11 protein-coding genes are annotated in these 15973 nt (G+C 72.3%); 6 read left to right on the top strand and 5 right to left on the bottom strand.

Annotated features, from left to right (window positions below; genetic code table 11):
• Window positions 1-160: 160 nt before the first annotated feature.
• Window positions 161-364, top strand: a complete 204-nt coding sequence (locus ACFWRO_RS16485) for a cold-shock protein (RefSeq protein ID WP_033201600.1) — start codon at window positions 161-163, stop codon at window positions 362-364.
• A gap of 80 nt (window positions 365-444) precedes the next feature.
• On the top strand, window positions 445-1833 hold the full coding sequence (locus ACFWRO_RS16480) for a DEAD/DEAH box helicase (protein ID WP_384510345.1): 1389 nt from the start codon (window positions 445-447) through the stop codon (window positions 1831-1833).
• Between the two features lie 94 nt (window positions 1834-1927).
• Here the strand turns inward: ACFWRO_RS16480 and ACFWRO_RS16475 are convergent, their stop codons facing one another.
• Window positions 1928-2725, bottom strand: coding sequence for a DeoR/GlpR family DNA-binding transcription regulator (locus ACFWRO_RS16475; protein ID WP_384510342.1), 798 nt, complete (start codon window positions 2723-2725; stop codon window positions 1928-1930).
• A gap of 152 nt (window positions 2726-2877) precedes the next feature.
• On the opposite strand from ACFWRO_RS16475, the gene ACFWRO_RS16470 reads away from it, so the two are divergent.
• Together ACFWRO_RS16470 and ACFWRO_RS16465 are read left to right on the top strand one after the other, a co-directional pair.
• Entirely contained in the window at window positions 2878-3837 is a 960-nt protein-coding gene (locus ACFWRO_RS16470) for an SIS domain-containing protein (RefSeq protein ID WP_384510339.1), read from the top strand.
• On the top strand, window positions 3837-4691 hold the full coding sequence (locus ACFWRO_RS16465) for a ketose-bisphosphate aldolase (protein ID WP_384510336.1): 855 nt from the start codon (window positions 3837-3839) through the stop codon (window positions 4689-4691). Before ACFWRO_RS16470 ends, ACFWRO_RS16465 begins: the two co-directional genes overlap by 1 nt.
• Here ACFWRO_RS16465 and ACFWRO_RS16460 read toward each other — a convergent pair.
• Window positions 4639-6450: a VanW family protein gene (locus ACFWRO_RS16460; RefSeq protein WP_384510334.1), complete on the bottom strand. Its 1812-nt coding sequence runs from the start codon at window positions 6448-6450 to the stop codon at window positions 4639-4641. The two genes, ACFWRO_RS16465 and ACFWRO_RS16460, sit on opposite strands and share 53 nt — an antisense overlap.
• Before the next feature lie 199 nt (window positions 6451-6649).
• On the opposite strand from ACFWRO_RS16460, the gene ACFWRO_RS16455 reads away from it, so the two are divergent.
• Both ACFWRO_RS16455 and ACFWRO_RS16450 read left to right on the top strand, forming a co-directional pair.
• Window positions 6650-11230: an aminotransferase class I/II-fold pyridoxal phosphate-dependent enzyme gene (locus tag ACFWRO_RS16455; RefSeq protein ID WP_384510331.1), complete on the top strand. Its 4581-nt coding sequence runs from the start codon at window positions 6650-6652 to the stop codon at window positions 11228-11230.
• On the top strand, window positions 11227-11991 hold the full coding sequence (locus ACFWRO_RS16450) for a class I SAM-dependent methyltransferase (protein WP_384510328.1): 765 nt from the start codon (window positions 11227-11229) through the stop codon (window positions 11989-11991). The genes ACFWRO_RS16455 and ACFWRO_RS16450 overlap by 4 nt, the downstream gene beginning before the upstream one ends.
• A 29-nt stretch (window positions 11992-12020) precedes the next feature.
• On the opposite strand, the gene ACFWRO_RS16445 is transcribed toward ACFWRO_RS16450, so the two are convergent.
• Genes ACFWRO_RS16445 through ACFWRO_RS16435 form a run of 3 tightly spaced genes read right to left on the bottom strand, consistent with a single transcriptional unit; the run spans window position 12021 to window position 15927 of the window.
• The gene (locus ACFWRO_RS16445) at window positions 12021-13325 is read right to left on the bottom strand and encodes a beta-galactosidase (protein ID WP_384510325.1); all 1305 of its coding nucleotides are present in this window, start codon (window positions 13323-13325) and stop codon (window positions 12021-12023) included.
• Window positions 13322-14419, bottom strand: a complete 1098-nt coding sequence (locus ACFWRO_RS16440; RefSeq protein WP_384510322.1) for a glycosyltransferase family 4 protein — start codon at window positions 14417-14419, stop codon at window positions 13322-13324. The genes ACFWRO_RS16445 and ACFWRO_RS16440 overlap by 4 nt, the downstream gene beginning before the upstream one ends.
• On the bottom strand, window positions 14416-15927 hold the full coding sequence (locus ACFWRO_RS16435; protein ID WP_384510320.1) for an ArnT family glycosyltransferase: 1512 nt from the start codon (window positions 15925-15927) through the stop codon (window positions 14416-14418). The genes ACFWRO_RS16440 and ACFWRO_RS16435 overlap by 4 nt, the downstream gene beginning before the upstream one ends.
• Window positions 15928-15973 lie beyond the last annotated feature (46 nt).

Below are 15973 nucleotides of genomic sequence, written 5' to 3'. Positions count from 1 at the left end.
TTGCAGTTGTGGTTCCCATAGACTTCAAGTGCCTTAGACGAATTGTTTTCGTCGGGCACTTTTTGTATTTTCGGTGCTGTTTCCGGACGGGGCAATCATCGACGCGACGCTGGGTTTCGCACAGTGCGGACCTCGGGTAGTGCCTCGAAGGAGATATGACATGGCTACTGGCACCGTGAAGTGGTTCAACTCGGAAAAGGGCTTCGGCTTCATCGAGCAGGAGGGTGGCGGCCCGGACGTGTTCGCCCACTACTCCAACATCGCGACCTCGGGCTTCCGTGAGCTTCAGGAGGGCCAGAAGGTGACCTTCGACGTCACCCAGGGTCAGAAGGGCCCGCAGGCGGAGAACATCCTCCCCGCCTGACGCCGAGCCTTCAGACGCAGCTGGGGTTCCCACCCGCCAGGTGGGACCCCAGCTCGTCGCATTTTCGGACGAGGTCTCTCATGAACGAATTCGCATCGCCGGCCGCCCACACCCCCGCGCTTCCCCCGGTCGCCGCCTTCGACGAGCTGGATCTGCCCGTCGCGGTACGGGAGGTGCTCACCGAGCTCGGTGTCGACACGCCCTTCCCCATCCAGGCCGCGACCCTGCCGAACGCCCTCGCTGGACGCGACGTCCTCGGGCGCGGGCGGACCGGATCGGGCAAGACCCTCGCCTTCGGCCTGCCCCTGCTCGTGCGCATCGCCGGCCGCCGCGCCGAGGCGCGCAAGCCGCGCGCCCTGATCCTCGTCCCCACCCGTGAGCTGGCCCAGCAGGTCACCGACGCCCTCACGCCGTACGCCAACGTCCTGAAGGTGCGCCTGGCCACCGTCGTCGGCGGCCTCTCCATGGGCCGGCAGGCCGCCGCGCTGCGCGAGGGCGCCGAGGTCGTCGTCGCGACGCCCGGCCGCCTGAACGACCTCGTGGCGCGCAAGGACTGCCGCCTGGAGCGGGTGGAGATCACCGTTCTGGACGAGGCCGACCAGATGGCCGACCTGGGCTTTCTTGACCAGGTCACGGAGGTGCTCGACCTCGTCCACCCCGACGGCCAGCGCATGCTGTTCTCCGCCACCCTCGACCACAACGTCGACCAGCTGGTCGAGCGCTACCTGCACGACCCCGTCACGCACTCGGTCGACCCCTCGGCGGCCACCGTCAGCACGATGGAGCACCACGTCCTCCAGGTGTACGGCGCCGACAAGTACGCCACCGCCACGGAGATCGCCGCCCGCGACGGGCGCGTGATCATGTTCCTGGACACCAAGGCCTCCGTCGACCGGTTCACCAAGCACCTGCGCGGCAGCGGGGTACGCGCGGAGGCGCTGCACGGCGGCAAGTCGCAGCCGCTGCGCAACCGGACCCTGGAGCGGTTCAAGAGCGGTGAGATCACCGTCCTCGTCGCCACCAACGTGGCCGCGCGTGGCATCCACGTCGACCAAGTGGACCTCGTCGTCAACGTCGACCCGCCCGCCGACCACAAGGACTATCTGCACCGGGGCGGCCGGACCGCCCGCGCCGGCGAGTCCGGCAGCGTCGTGACCCTGGTCGTGCCGGACCAGCGCAAGGAGGTCGTCCGGCTCATGGGCGACGCGGGGATCCGGGTCCGGGTGACCCAGGTCCGTTCCGGCGAGGCCGAGTTGAGCCGTATCACCGGTGCCAGGAAGCCGTCCGGCGTACCCGTCGAGGGCAGCAAGCCGAGCACCGAAGGCGCCAAGCGCGGCGGCGCGGCGTTCCGGGGGATCGGCACGGTCCCGGGGAAGCCCGGCCGCGCCAAGAACGAGTCCCGCCGCTCCGCCGAGGCCCGCAAGACCGCCGAGGCCCGCCAGGCCGCCCGCGTCCGCCGGGGCCGCTGAGCCCTTACGTTCGCCTCCCGTAGGCCCCCGCCCGCACTGCCGGGCGCGGGGCCTTCTTCATGTCCCCGCGGCGGGGATCTCCCGTGCGGCGGGGTCAGACCGTGACGACCTCGACGCCCGCGTCGGTCAGCCGACGCACCGCCTCCGCGGGCATCGCCGCGTCGGTGACCAGGACGTCGACGCGGTCGAGGTCGCAGATCCGGGCGAAGGCGCGCCGCCCCATCTTCGAGGAGTCGGTGACCACGACGACCCGGCTCGCCCGCTCGGCGAACAGCCGGCTGATCCCGGCCTCGTCCTCGTGGTGCGCCATGATCCCGAGGTCGGGGTCGATGCCGTCGACGCCGAGGACGACGACGTCGAGGACGACCTCGTTGAGGACCCCGGCGGCGAGCGGTCCGACCAGTTCGTACGTCTGCCGGGCCACCCCGCCCGACACGACGATCTTGATCTGCGGGCGTACGGCCAGCTCGCCGGCGATGTTGAGCGCGTTGGTCACCACGGTCAGCGCGGGCGCGGACGGCGCGCCGGGGGACTCGGCCATGCCTCCGCCGAAGCGCAGGGCGAGCGCGCGGGCCACCTCGGTCGTGGTCGTCCCGCCGTTGAGGCCCACCACCTCGCCCTCGTGGACGAGTTCGGCGACGGCCGCGGCGATGCGCTGCTTCTCCGAGGCGTGCCGGGAGGACTTGTAGCGCAGCGGCAGCTCGTAGGAGACGCCGTGCGGGACGGCCCCGCCGCGGGTGCGGACCAGCAGGCGCTGCTCGGCGAGTTCGTCCAGGTCCCGGCGGATCGTGGCGGGGGAGACGTCGAGCGTGCCGGCGGCCTCCTCGACCTCCAGCCGGCCGGTCGCGGCGAGCAGTTCGAGGAGCGTGTTCCACCGCTCGTGCTTCGACATGATCGCGATCTTAGCGCCGCGCGGGCGCCGTGGGCCCTGGACCGTACGCCCCGGCTGATGGATACTACGCACCGTAGCTGTTGCTCGAAGATGCTCGAAAATAATCTGTTACGAGCAAGACTGAGCATCCTGTGTCTGTGAAGGAGCCGCACGTGCCCATCCCGGGACCCTCCCGCACCGCCGCCGAAATCGCCTCCCAACCGGCCACCTGGCGCCGGGCCGCCGAGACCCTGCCCCAGCACCGCGCGGCGCTCCCGGTGCGCGGCGAGCGTGTCGCCGTCGTCGGCTGCGGCACCTCCTGGTTCATCGCCCAGGCCTACGCCCAGCTCCGGGAGGCCGGGGGTCACGGCGAGACCGATGCCTTCGCCGCCTCCGAGTTCCCGTTCGGCCGCCGCTACGACCGGGTCCTCGCGATCACCCGCTCCGGCACCACGACCGAGGTCCTCGACCTGCTCCGCCGCGTCCAGGGGACCGTCGCCACCGGCGCCCTCACCGCCGACCCCGCGACCCCGGTCATGACGGCCGCCGACGCCGTCGCCGTCCTCGACTTCGCCGACGAGGAGTCGGTGGTGCAGACCCGCTTCGCCACCACCGCCCTCGCCCTGCTCCGCGCCCACCTGGAGGCCGAGGACGCCCTCCCGGCCGGGGTGCGGACCGTCGAGCGGGCCGCGAAGGACGCCGAGCGCGCCGTCGCCGAACCCCTCGGCGCCGCGGTCACCGGTGCGGAGCAGTACACCTTCCTCGGCACCGGCTGGACCTACGGGCTCGCCCTCGAAGCCGGCCTGAAGATGCGCGAGGCGGCGGGCGCCTGGACCGAGGGCTACCCCGCCATGGAGTACCGCCACGGCCCCATCAGCATCACCGCGCCCGGCCGCGTCGCCTGGTCCTTCGGCCCCGTCCCCGCCGGCCTCGCCGACGACGTCGCCCGGGTCGGCGGCACCCTCGTCGCCGACTCCGGCGACACCGACGCCGAACTCGACCCGATGGCCGACCTGATCCGCGTCCAGCGGCTCGCCGTCCTGCTCGCCGAGGCCCAGGGCCAGGACCCCGACCGGCCCCGGAACCTCACCCGGTCCGTCGTGCTCGCCCCCGCAGGGACGGAGGAGAGCTGATGCCCCTCACCCCCACCGGCGAGATCGTCCTCGGCGCCCGCGAACGCAAGGCGGGCGCGGGGGCGTTCAACGTCATCCAGATCGAGCACGCGCAGGCCATCGTCGCCGGCGCCGAGGCCGCGGGGCTGCCCGTCATCCTCCAGATCAGCGAGAACACCGTCCGCTACCACGGCTCCCTGGAGCCCATCGGACTCGCCGCCCTCGCCATCGCCCGCCGCGCCGCCGTCCCGGTCGCCGTCCACCTCGACCACGCCGAGTCGCCCGAACTCGTCCACGAGGCGGTCGCCCTGGGCTTCCCGTCCGTCATGTTCGACGCCTCGACCCTCCCGTACGAGGAGAACGTCGCCGCCACCCGCGCGATGACGGAGCACTGCCACCGCCACGACGTCTGGCTGGAGGCCGAACTCGGCGAGGTGGGCGGCAAGGACGGCGCCCACGCGCCCGGCGTGCGCACCGACCCGGCCGAGGCGCGCGCGTTCGTGGAGGCCACCGGCGTCGACGCGCTCGCCGTGGCCGTCGGCAGCTCCCACGCGATGCTCACCCGGGACGCCGTCCTCGACCTCGCGCTCATCGCCCTGCTCCGCGAGGCCGTGGGCGTCCCCCTGGTGCTGCACGGCTCCTCGGGCGTCCCGGACGAGGACCTCGGCCGGGCCGTGCACGCCGGGATGACGAAGGTGAACGTCGCCACCCATCTCAACAAGGCGTTCACCGGCGCCGTCCGGACCCACCTGGGGGAGAACGCCTCGACCGTCGACCCGCGCCGCTACCTCGGCCCGGCGCGTACAGCAGTCGCCGAGGCGGTCACTCACCTTCTTCAGGTGCTGGCGGCGGAGGCTCCGCTGGTTCGCACGTGACGCGGTCGCGCGGGGTGTAGTGCGTACGGAAGGTCTCCCGGCCGACCTCCGCCCCGCCGTCGCGGAAGACCCGGTCCACGGTGATGTCGAAGCCCTCCAGCGGGGGCTGCGGCTCGCACTTCGGGCCGGTGCCGGTCCGCTCGGCGGGCTCCGTGAGGTTGGTGCGGGGCCCTTCCACCGCCTCCACCGCGTCGTACTTCTTCGTGCCGAGGAAGCTGATCGTCACCGAGGAGTCCGTCGCGGTCGCCTTGATGTAGATCCAGGCGTCCGAGTTGTTGCGGAACTTCAGATCGAGCGTGCCCCAGGCCACCGTGGCCTCCCGGCCCGGCGGGTACCGCTCGATGTAGAAGGAGTGCGCGCCGTACTCCACCGGCTTCACCCCGGCGAAGAAGATGGCGTTGAAGACCGTGGTCGCGACGGCGGACACCCCGCCGCCCGGCGCCGAGTGGTACTGGCCGTCCAGGATCATCGTGCCGTCGACGAAGCCGTTGGCCTTGGTGCGTTCGCCGACGGTCCGGTTGAAGCTCCAGACCTCGCCCGGCTTCACCAGCGAGCCGTTGATGAGCTCCACCGCCCGGCCGATGTTGATCGTCCGGTAGGGCGCGGTCGGGAAGTTGACCGTGAACGTCGACATCTGCTCCTTGATGCCCATCTTCGCCACCGACTCCCGGGTCAGCACCGGCTGGATCAGCTCGGTGGCCACGGGCCCGGTCCGCGCGGCGTCACCGCGCTTCGGCAGCAGGGGCATGACCGCGTCCCCGAGGGCCTTCGCGGTCACCTCGTGGCCCGGCGTGCCGTCCGCGAGGACCACCACCCGGCCGTTCTCCACGCCGAGGCGCGCCTCGACCGGGCCGGTCGCGACCGCGTCGAGCGGGCGGGCCACCGCCGGGTCGCGGAGCAGGCCCTTCTCGTCGAGCGTGGGGACGAGCCGGCCCTGGTCGTCCGCCTTCACGCTCAGATGGGCGCCGAGTGTGGTCGGCGTGATCCGCACGCTCTCGCCGTCCACGGTGAGGGTGACCGGCCCCGACATCGCGGGCGTACCGAAGGTGTTGAGGAAGCCGGCCGTCTCGGCCTCGCCGACCTTCGGCGGGGACACGGCGGTCGGCAGCGTCAGCGGGTTCTCGCTCTCGGGCTCGGGGTAGTTGGCGCGCAGGGTGTCCACCGAGCCGTCTACGTCCATCTTCTGGCCGTCCCTGGCCTGCACGGTGACCGCCTGGCCGTTCTTGAAGGAGACGGCGCCGTCCACGGTCGTACGGTCGTAGGTGCGGGCCGTCTCGACCATCGCCGCCCGGGCCTCGGTCTCGTCGAAGGCGACGACGGGTTCGACGTCCCGCTCGTCGGAGGAGAAGAGCCGCCCGATCACGGTGACCGGATCGCGCGCCGGGTCGGCCGCCTTGTCGACGGTCTTCGCCACGTCGACCCTCAGCCCGGCCGCGGCGGGATCGACGGTGCCGGTGCTCCCGCCGATCCGCACCGGTATCGGCGCGGTCCAGGACGCCGGTGCCGACGATGTCAGCTTGGCGCGGGCCTCCTCGCGGCTCATGCCGCCGATGTCCACCCCGTCCACCCGGGTGCCCTCGGATATCTCGTCCCCGGTGGCGATCAGACCCGCCGCGTACAGTCCGCCGGCGGCCAGGAGGGCCACTCCGGCCGCGATCACCGCGAGCCGTACGCGCCGACCGCGAGAGGAGGACGGCGTCGCGTCGTCCTCGTCGCCGGGGGAGGGGCCCCTGGCGTCACCGTTCCTGGAGTCGCGCACACGACCTCCCGTGGCCGGTCGGGGTACCCGAGATCCTTCCGCGACGTTACGCCGAGCGGGTGTGCGGCGCATGTCGTAAGGCCTTGACCTGCGCCGACGTGGCGAAAGGTGCACCAGTGGTGCGATGTGCGGAGAATGGGGAGACAGGGTCCGTTCCGTTCCGGCACCGGGCGCCAACCTGGCAAGGGGGCGGTCGACGATGCCGCTGCGACAGCAGAACCGGGTGCCCTACCGGCCCGGAACGCTGAAGAGCTGGACCCTGGTCTATGTGGTGGTCGTGACGGGGCTCACGGCCGCCTATCTCGCGTATCCCGAATGGCACACCCTGCTGTGGGCGCTGATCGGGCTCAGCGGGGTCGCCGCGATCCTCACGGGCGTGCACCTCCACCGGCCGGCCAGACGCTGGCCCTGGCTCGTGCTCGCGGGGGCCAACTTCACCTTCGTCGCGGGCGATACGGCGTACAACCTGCTTGAGAGCCTGTTCGACCAGACCAACCCCTTTCCCTCGGTGGCCGACGCGCTCTATCTGGCGACGTACCCGCTGTTCGCCATCGGGCTCTTCGGGTTCATCCGCTACCGCGCCGCCTCGCGCGACCTCGCCGTGGCGCTCGACGCCCTCATCCTCACCTCCGGACTCGCCCTGCTCTCCTGGGTGTACCTGATCACCCCGCTCGCCAAGTCGCCGGACATGACGTGGATCGAGAAGGCGATCTCGATCGCGTATCCGCTCGGCGACGTCCTGATGCTCGCCATGCTCGCCCGCCTCCTGGTCCCCGGCGGGTTCAAGTCCCGTGCCGTACAGCTGCTCACCGTCGGCACGTGCGGCATCCTCGCCTCCGACGTCATCTACGGAACGCTCCAGCTGCGGGGAACCTGGCAGGTCGGTACCGGCTGGGACATCGGCTGGGTGCTCTTCTTCACCGCCTGGGGCCTCGCGGCCCTGCACCCCTCCATGACCGGCCTGACCGAGCGGGCGCCGCAGCCCCCGGCGCTCATCGCCGAGCGGCGCCTCGCGATGCTGGCCGCGGCCTCGCTCATCGCACCCGTCCTGCTGCTCTACCAGTCCCTGCGCGAGGACCGCGAACAGGACATCGCCGTCATCGCGGTCTTCTCCGCGATCATGTTCCTGCTCGTCCTCACCCGGCTCTGGGGCATGATGGCCGAGCACCGCAACGCCGAGGCCCGCGAGCGCAGTCTGCGCGTGGCCGCCGCCTCCCTGGTCGCCTCACTGAGCCCGCGCGAGGTCGCCAGCGCCGTCGAGGTCGCCGCCGCGACCCTCGTCGGACCCGGCACCCCACACAAGACGATGCTCCTGGCCCGCGACCGGCGACGGCTCCTGTACGCCGTCCCCACCGGGCACCTGCCCTGGAACTTCCGGGGCACCGAACTCACCGGCCCCCAGGGCGTCCGCTGGCCCGAACTCCTCGCCCAGGGCGGCCGGGTCGTCGCCACCGACGAGCTCGACCCCACCGTCGCGCACGCCCTCGGCCTGCTCTCGCACGCTCTGCTGTCCCCGCTGGAGCTCCAGCAGCCCGCAGCCGGGGAGTCCCTGCTGGGAGTCCTGCTGCTCGCCGCCCCCGAGAAGAAGCTCCGCGCCATCGCCGGACCCGCGCAGTCCCTGGCCTCCCAGGCCGCGCTCGCCCTGGAGCGGTTCGGGCTCAGCGAGGAGGTCAACCGCCGTACCAGCGAGGCGTACTTCCGCACCCTCGTGCACAACACCTCCGACGTCATCCTGATCGTCGACGACGACGACACCGTGCGGTACGCCAGCCCCTCGGCCGAGTCCATGTTCGGCCACTCGCTGCTGCCCGGCACCCCTCTCACCGAACTCCTCGCGCCCGGCGACGCCACGAGCGCGCTGCGGATCCTGGCGGGCGTCCGCTCGCGCGGCGACGGGGATGCCAGGGACGACTGGAAGCTGCGCCGCGGCGAGGCCACCGACCTGCACGTCGAGGTCCGGTGCAGCAACCTCAGGAACGAACAGACCGTCCACGGTCTCGTCCTCACCCTGCGGGACGTCACCGAGCAGCGGAAACTGGAGCGCGAGCTGACCCACCGCGCGTTCCACGACTCCCTCACCGGGCTGCCCAACCGCGTCCTGCTGCTCGAACGGATCGAGCGTGCCCTGCTGCGCGGCCGCCGCGAATCCACCCTGACCTGCATGCTCTTCGTCGACCTCGACGACTTCAAGGTCGTCAACGACACCATGGGGCACTCCGTCGGCGACGAACTCCTCGTCGCCGTCGCGCGCCGCCTCTCCTCCGTCCTACGGCTCAGCGACACGGCGGCCCGGCTCGGCGGGGACGAGTTCGCCGTACTGATCGAGGGGGCCAAGGAACCCGGGGACGCCGAGGCCCTCGCGGCCCAGATTGTGCACACCCTCAGCCAGCCTTTCCACCTCACCGACGGCGCCGTCTCCGTCTCGACCAGCGTCGGCGTCGCCACGGTCCTCGACAGCGCCCACGCCGAGGAACTCCTCGGCCACGCCGACCTCGCGCTCTACGCGGCCAAGGCGGCGGGCAAGAAGCGCTGGCGGCGGTTCCGGCCCGAACTGCACTCCCGGCTCGTCGACCGGCACGAACTCCAGGAGGGCATGGACACGGCCATCGCCGACCATGCCTTCGCCCTGCGCTACCAGCCGATCGTGGAGGTCGCCGGCGGGGTCGTCGCCGGCTTCGAGGCGCTGATCCGCTGGCCGCACGCCCGCCGGGGCATGGTCCCGCCCGACCAGTTCATCACCCTGGCCGAGGAGAGCGGGCACATCATGCCGCTCGGCGCCTGGGTCCTGGAACACGCGGCGCTCGAGGTCGCCCGCTGGCAGCGCGCCCGGCCGGGGCGGCAGGCGCCGCTGCGCGCCAACGTCAACGTGTCGGCCCGGCAGTTCCGCGACCCGGGCCTCCTCGACGACGTGCGCCGCACCCTCAGCTCCTCCGGACTCGCGCCGGGCTCCCTGGTCCTGGAACTCACCGAGACCGTCCTGATGCGCAAGGACGAGCAGATCCGCACCACCATGCGGGCCCTGCGCGACCTGGGCGTCTCCCTCGCCATCGACGACTTCGGCACCGGATTCTCCTCACTCAGCTATCTGCGCGAGTTCCCCATCGACGTGCTCAAGGTCGACAAGTCGTTCATCGACGACATCACCACCGACCGGCAGCAGGTGGCGCTGGTCGAGGGCATCGTCCGCATCGCCGAGGTCCTCGGGCTCGACGTCGTCGCCGAGGGCATCGAGCACGAGGAGCAGCGCGAACTGCTCGCCGCCATGGGCTGCCAGTACGGACAGGGCTTCCTGTTCGCCCGGCCGATGACCGCCCATCAGGCGGAGTCGTTCCTGCGCCGCTCGTCCTCGGGCACCGCCGCCGCGCAGGCCGGGCAGCCCGCCGCCGCACGGCCGACGGCCCCGCAGCCCAAGGAGCGCGCCACGCCGGTAACCACGTCAGGCACCACGCGGGGCACGCCTGCGCGGCCGGCGACGTCGCGGGCGGTGGCCGGGCGCCAGGGCCGGGGCCCCGCGCGGCGCGACCCCCGGTGGCTCGACCTGGAACGCCTGAAGCGGACCAGCCCGATGTGCGACGCCGTCATCGACGAGATCGATGGCCGCAAGCTCCGCGTCGACGACCAGTGGCTCGTCGACTTCGCCTCCTGCAACTACCTCGGCTTCGACCTCGACCCGGAGATCATGGCGTCGATCGACCCCCAGGTCAGAAGCTGGGGAACGCACCCCAGCTGGTCGCGGCTCATCGGCAGCCCCCGGCTCTACCCCCTGATCGAGGAGCGGCTGACCGAACTGCTCGGCGCGCCCGACACCCTGCTGCTGCCGACCATCACCCTCATCCACCAGTCGGTCGTCCCGCTGCTCGCCGGCACCGGACGCGTCTACGTCGAGGCCCAGGCCCACCGCACGGTGTACGACGCGTGCGTGGTGGCGCGCGGTCAGGGCGCCACGGTGCAGCGCTTCCACGCCGACAGCCCCTGGGAACTGGACGTGCAGCTGCGGGCCCTCCCCGGCGACGTCAGCCGCCTGGTCTGCATGGACGGCGTCAACAGCATGACCGGCAACTTCCCCGACCTGCGCGAGATCGCCCGGATCTGCCGGGAGAACGGCGCCCTGCTGTACGTCGACGACGCGCACGGCTTCGGCGTGATCGGCCAGCGGGAACCCGGCGAGACCTCCCCGTGGGGCGCGCGCGGCAACAGCATCGTCCGCCACCTCGGCGAGAGCTACGACGGCGTGGTGATGGTCGGCGGCTTCTCCAAGGCCTACTCCTCGCTGCTCGCCTTCCTCGCTCTGCCGAGGGCGCTGAAGGACCACCTCAAGGTCGCGGCCGCCCCCTACCTCTACTCGGGTCCCTCCCCGACGGCCTCGCTCGCCACCGCCCTCGCCGGGCTCGACGTCAACGCCGTGCGCGGCGACGCGATCCGGGCCGACCTCCACCGCAAGACCACGCGGATCCTCGACCACGTACGCGCCCTGGACATCGACACCCCCAACACCGACGGGCTGCCGATCATCGAGATCCCGCTCGCCGACGCCCAGGACCTCGAAGCCGTGGGCGCGTTCCTGTGGCAACGGGGCATCTACGTCACCCTGGCCAGCTATCCGCTCGTCCCGCGCAACCGGGTGGGCTTCCGGATCCAGGTCACCGCGGCCAACACCGACGAGGAGATCGAGCAGCTCAACGCGGCGCTGACCGAACTCTCGCACCGCTTCGGCCTGCAGCGGATCGAGGCCCCGCACCCCGGTGGCGTCGCCGCCGGCCGGCCGCCGGAGCCCCGGTGAACCGGGCCGAGCGGATCCGGGCGCCCCGGCGCAACCGCGACGCGGACTGGAACGCCTGGCCCGTCGCCGACTACCTGGCGGAGAACTACCGGCGGCTGCACCCCTGCGACATCGGCGTCATCCACCACCACTCGGCGTTCTACCAGCGGTTCGCGCCCGGCAGCATCGCCCGCTCCCTGGAGTTCGGCGCGGGACCCAACCTGTACCCGCTGATGCTGGCCGCCGCCGCGAGCCGCCGCATCGACGCGCTCGAACCCAGCACGGCCGGCGTCCGCTACCTCCGCGGCCAGCTGGAGCGGGGCCCCGACGACAGCTGGCAGCCCTTCTACACGCTCTGCCGCAGCCTCGACCCCGCACTGCCCGCCACACCCGCCGAGGCGCTCGCGCGGGTGCGGATCGTGCCCGGTGACGCCGACGACCTCATGCCCGGCAGCTACGACCTGGCCTCGATGAACTTCGTCGCCGAGAGCGTCACCGAGGACTTCGTGGAGGTCGCCGCCCTGTGCGGGGTCTTCGTCGGCTCGGTACGGCCCGGCGGCCACCTCGTCGCCGCCTTCATGGAACGCATGCCGAGCTACCGGATCGGCAGCGGACCCCGCTGGCCCGCCTGCCCGGTGGACGAGGGCGCGCTCCGGTCCGTCTTCGAGCCCCTCACCGAGGAGCTGCGGATCACCCGGGTCGCGAAGGACCCCACCCTGCCCGAGTACGGCGACACCGGAGTCCTGCTGCTGACCGCCCGCCGGGCCGGACCTCACACCTGAGCCTCATACCGGAGCCTCGCACCCGAGCCTCACACATGACGGCGGATCATCGCCGCGTACTCCTCCAACGACGAGCCGGGCGTCCCGTCGTACAGGTTCCGGTCGAAGGCCCACATCAGCCCCTCCAGGCCGCAGGACGTCATCTGCCGCGCGGCCGTCTCCATCACCCCGGGGTGGTACGCCGCCACCTGGGGCCCCGCGCTCTCCCCGGCGAGCCGGGTGAAGCCCTCGGCGCGCGCCACCGCCACCACCCAGCGGGTGGACGACCAGGCCCGTACGGTCAGTTCGTCCGGCGCGTCGATGTCCACGGAGGCGTCGGAGGGCGCGCAGGCGTTGTCCCGTGGCGTGCCCGTCCCGTCGACCAGAGCGGTCGACACCAGGACCACGTCGTCCTGCCGGTGGATCATCCCGATCGTCTCGAAGAACGCGACCCCGCGCCCGACGAGCCGCCCCGATTCCGTCGGGCCCAGGTGGGCGGCGATCGCCGCCCGCTGGTCGGCGGGGAGGTGACCTGCCCCGGGGATCAGCACCTTCAGCGGACCGTCGTGGCGGAGGGCGGTGTACAGCCCGATCTGCCAGTTGACGGCGTCGGCCAGGGAGGTGAGGTACCAGTGGTACCAGAGCCCCACCTGCCGCTCGGTGAACGGCTCGCCCCGGTACGTGCTGTCCCCGGGCCGCCACCCGGGGAACGGGTTCTGCGGGACCGTGGCCGGACGGTCGGTGTCGGGAGCCGTGGACTGGGCGTTGTCGTCGTACGCCCAGAACTCGCCCTCGGCGCGGTCGGCGGAGACGGGGGAGGGATAGCCGAACTCGCCGGACTCGTTGACCCCGATCCGCAGCGCCCAGAAGTCCTCCAGGCCGATCCGCTCCTTCACCTCCTTCACGTACTGCTCGGCCTCGTCGCGGACGACCTTGCTGAAGACGAGGTTCGCGGTCTTCGGCGACCGCTCGCCGAACTGGTTGACGTACACCGCCCATGGATAGGTCTCCGCGAGCCAGGCCGGCGGATGGTTGAGGCCGAGCCCGGCCTCGATCCGCAGCCCCGCGTCACGGAACGCGCGGATCCGGTCCTTGACCCCCTCCGCGTACGCGTCGTCGTACGTGTCCCGCCGCGGTTCGAACCGGTCCCAGTCGATCTCCAGGTGCGCGACCCTGATGCCGTGTTCGTACTCGTGGCGCGCCTCGTCCTCGTGGGTCTGCAGGGTGCCGAACCAGTACGCGTCCGTCTTCTCCCCGGCCGCGCCGTCGTGGCGCAGGACCCCGACCGTCGTCAGGACCAGGACCAGGACGGCGAGCAGGCCGAGGACCGCGCGGAGGCGCCTCCGCGGCCTCATGCCAGCAACTCCCGGTACAGGGCCGCGTACTGGGCCGCGAACCGCTCGGGGCCGAAGGACTCCTCCACGATCGCCCGGCCCCGTTCCGCGAGCATGTCCCAGACCCGGGGCTGTTCGAGCAGCCAGAGCAACTGCTGGCCGGTCCTGCGGGCGTCACCGGCCGGCGCGCGCAGCACCGCGTCCCCCAGGTCGGCGAACTGCGGCAGGTCGCTGAGGATCGCGGGACGCCCGGTGGCCAGCGCCTGCAGGACCGTGAACGGGATGTCCGCCTTGCCGCCGATCACCGGCGGCGGGAAGAGCAGCACGTGCGCAGAGGCCAGCAGGGCGTGCATGTTCTCGACATAGCCCCGCACCTCGAAGTCGGTCAGCCCCACCGCCCCTGACAGCTCCCGCAGTTCGTCTCCCAGTGCGGCCGTGTTCTGCCCGGGCCGCCCGCGCATGGCGAGGACGAGACGGAACCGGGCCCCGGCCCGTGCCGCCTCCGCCGCCGCCTCCACGGCGATCGCGGCACCGCCGTGCGGATCGTGGTGACCGACGAAGAGGACCACCGGCACCCCCTCGGGGCGCGGCAGGCACGGCCACCGCCCCAGCGGGACCATCGGCGGGATCACCCGTACGTCACCGAAGTCCGCCGCGCGCAGCCGCCGGGCCATCGACTCCGTCAGCGCCACCGTCGTCCCCAGCGGCCGGGTCCTGGCCAGCAGCCGGGAGTCCATCACCCCGGGCACGCTGTGCACGACGGGCCGCGCCCCCAGCATCAGGGGGCGCAACCAGGAGAACGCCGGAAACGCCCGCCCGATCGTCAGGAACGCGTGCACGAGATCGGCGCGGCGCGCCGCGACGGCCCCGGCGAGCGCCGCCTGCAACCGGACCGGCGCGTGCGGGGCGCCGTCCCCGGACCACAGGGCGATCGCCCGGCCGACGGGCGGCAGCGGGCGGCCGCGCCGCCCGGGCCACTGGGAGAACCAGAGGAACTCGATGTCGGGCAGCGCCCCGAGGACGTCCCGCGCGAGGGCCACGTCCGATCCGTCCGCGCCGTCCAGCGGGCTGCTGGTCAGGAGCAGGACACGCGGCGGGCGCGCGCTCACCGTCATCGCCCGATCCCCTCGGGCGCCGGGCGGGCCCCGTCCGGCAGCGGGATCCGGTAGAGGGCCAGCTCCCCGTACATCTCGCCCTCGAAGGAGAACAGCAGCTGCCCCCGCTCGGTGAGTCGCTCGACCTCGGCCATGCTCGTGTTGCCGTACCCCTGCTCGATCACCTTCCAGGGGACGATCAGGTACTCGACGCGCTCGTAGGCCCGCTCCTCCTCCGACACCCAATGGTCGAGCCGGTACAGGTCGTTGAGGGCGTAGTGGGAGACGCCTCGGCTGGTGCCGCCGTCGACGGTGGCGATGGTGGTGCCGCGCGGCAAGTGCTGGGTCACATAGGCCCGTAGCTGTACGAACCCGTCGTCCGCCCGGCCGCGGTCCTTCGCGTACACGGCGGCGGGACCGAGGATCGCGCAGGCCAGGAACGCGGCGGAGAGGCCGGCCGCGACGGCCGCGCGCCGGGTCACGGCGCGCCGGGCCGGCAGCGGCAGGGTGACCGCGAGGGCCACCAGGTTCGGCACGAACAGCAGGTAGAGCGCCTGCTCCTCCAGCGTCCCCAGCGCGAAGGCGTACAGCAGGGTGAGGATCGCCGAGGCGTGGAAGAGGGCGAGCATCCGGTGGACGCCGTCCTTGCGCCGCAGCAGCAGGTAGAGCGCCAGGGGGGTGAGCAGGAGCATCGCGTACGTCGGCGCGTACTCCGGGAGCTGGGCGGTCAGCCGCCCCATCAGGGAGGGCGAACCGGGGGCGTTGAAGCCGGTCTCCTGCACGATGCCGAGCAGCCGCTGCAGGCCGGTCGTCTTCGCGTACCAGAAGTCGTCGAAGTGACCGAAGGCCCTGACCAGAGTCAGGTACACGGTGTAGGGCACCACGGCCGTGGCGAGGGTGAGGGCCGTGAACCGGCGCGGCGGCCCCCAGTTCAGGGCGAACGCGGCAAGCAGCGGCAGGACGGTGATCAGCGCCGAGTGGTCCTTCGTCAGGATCGCGAGCCCGAAGAGGAGCCCGGCGGCGACCGCCCGCGCGCGCGGCCGGCGCGGTGGTTTGTCGCGGGCGAGCGGGATCAGGACCAGGTATCCGGCGAGGACCCAGACCATCGTCTCGGTCTCCAGCAGCGCCCGGTCGTTCTGCCGGACGCAGAACTGGTCCACGGCGAAGACGAGACCGGCGATCAGCCCGGCCGCACGCGACCTGACCCGGGCGACGAGGAGGACGAGCAGCGCGGCCGTCACACCGGCGAGCAGCGCGTTGAGCACCCGGACGTCGTGCACCTGTGTGAGGACGTCGCCGCCGTCCGTGCCGAACAGCCGCGACCAGCCCGCCTGGAGGTAGAAGAACCCCGGCGGATGCAGGAAGAACAGCCCTTCCTCGGTACGGGGAAAGCCGCCCGCTCCCGCGCTCCTGCCCAGCTCCGTGTAGATCAACTCGTCCACGAACACGTCACCCGAGCGGTCGACGGCCACGAGCCGGAGGGTCGAGGTGACCACCGCGGCCAGGGCCGCCAGGGCGAGCGTGGGCACGGTCCACCCCCCGACGCGGCGGGGCTTCTCCGGCCGCCGCCCGGTG

Origin of the sequence: Streptomyces sp. NPDC058579 (assembly GCF_042718575.1) — a bacterium.
Classification (GTDB): domain Bacteria; phylum Actinomycetota; class Actinomycetes; order Streptomycetales; family Streptomycetaceae; genus Streptomyces.
Note: the sequence above shows the minus strand (reverse complement) of the source record. Positions and strands in the feature narration are given on the sequence as shown.

What these genes read in the sequence shown, in the direction of transcription:
- ACFWRO_RS16485 (WP_033201600.1), top strand. Translation starts at nt 161, where the DNA reads ATGGCTACTGGCACCGTGAAGTGGTTCAACTCGGAAAAGGGCTTCGGC.
- ACFWRO_RS16480 (WP_384510345.1), top strand. Translation starts at nt 445, where the DNA reads ATGAACGAATTCGCATCGCCGGCCGCCCACACCCCCGCGCTTCCCCCG.
- ACFWRO_RS16475 (WP_384510342.1), bottom strand. Translation starts at nt 2,725, where the DNA reads ATGTCGAAGCACGAGCGGTGGAACACGCTCCTCGAACTGCTCGCCGCG.
- ACFWRO_RS16465 (WP_384510336.1), top strand. Translation starts at nt 3,837, where the DNA reads ATGCCCCTCACCCCCACCGGCGAGATCGTCCTCGGCGCCCGCGAACGC.
- ACFWRO_RS16455 (WP_384510331.1), top strand. Translation starts at nt 6,650, where the DNA reads ATGCCGCTGCGACAGCAGAACCGGGTGCCCTACCGGCCCGGAACGCTG.
- ACFWRO_RS16445 (WP_384510325.1), bottom strand. Translation starts at nt 13,325, where the DNA reads ATGAGGCCGCGGAGGCGCCTCCGCGCGGTCCTCGGCCTGCTCGCCGTC.
- ACFWRO_RS16440 (WP_384510322.1), bottom strand. Translation starts at nt 14,419, where the DNA reads ATGACGGTGAGCGCGCGCCCGCCGCGTGTCCTGCTCCTGACCAGCAGC.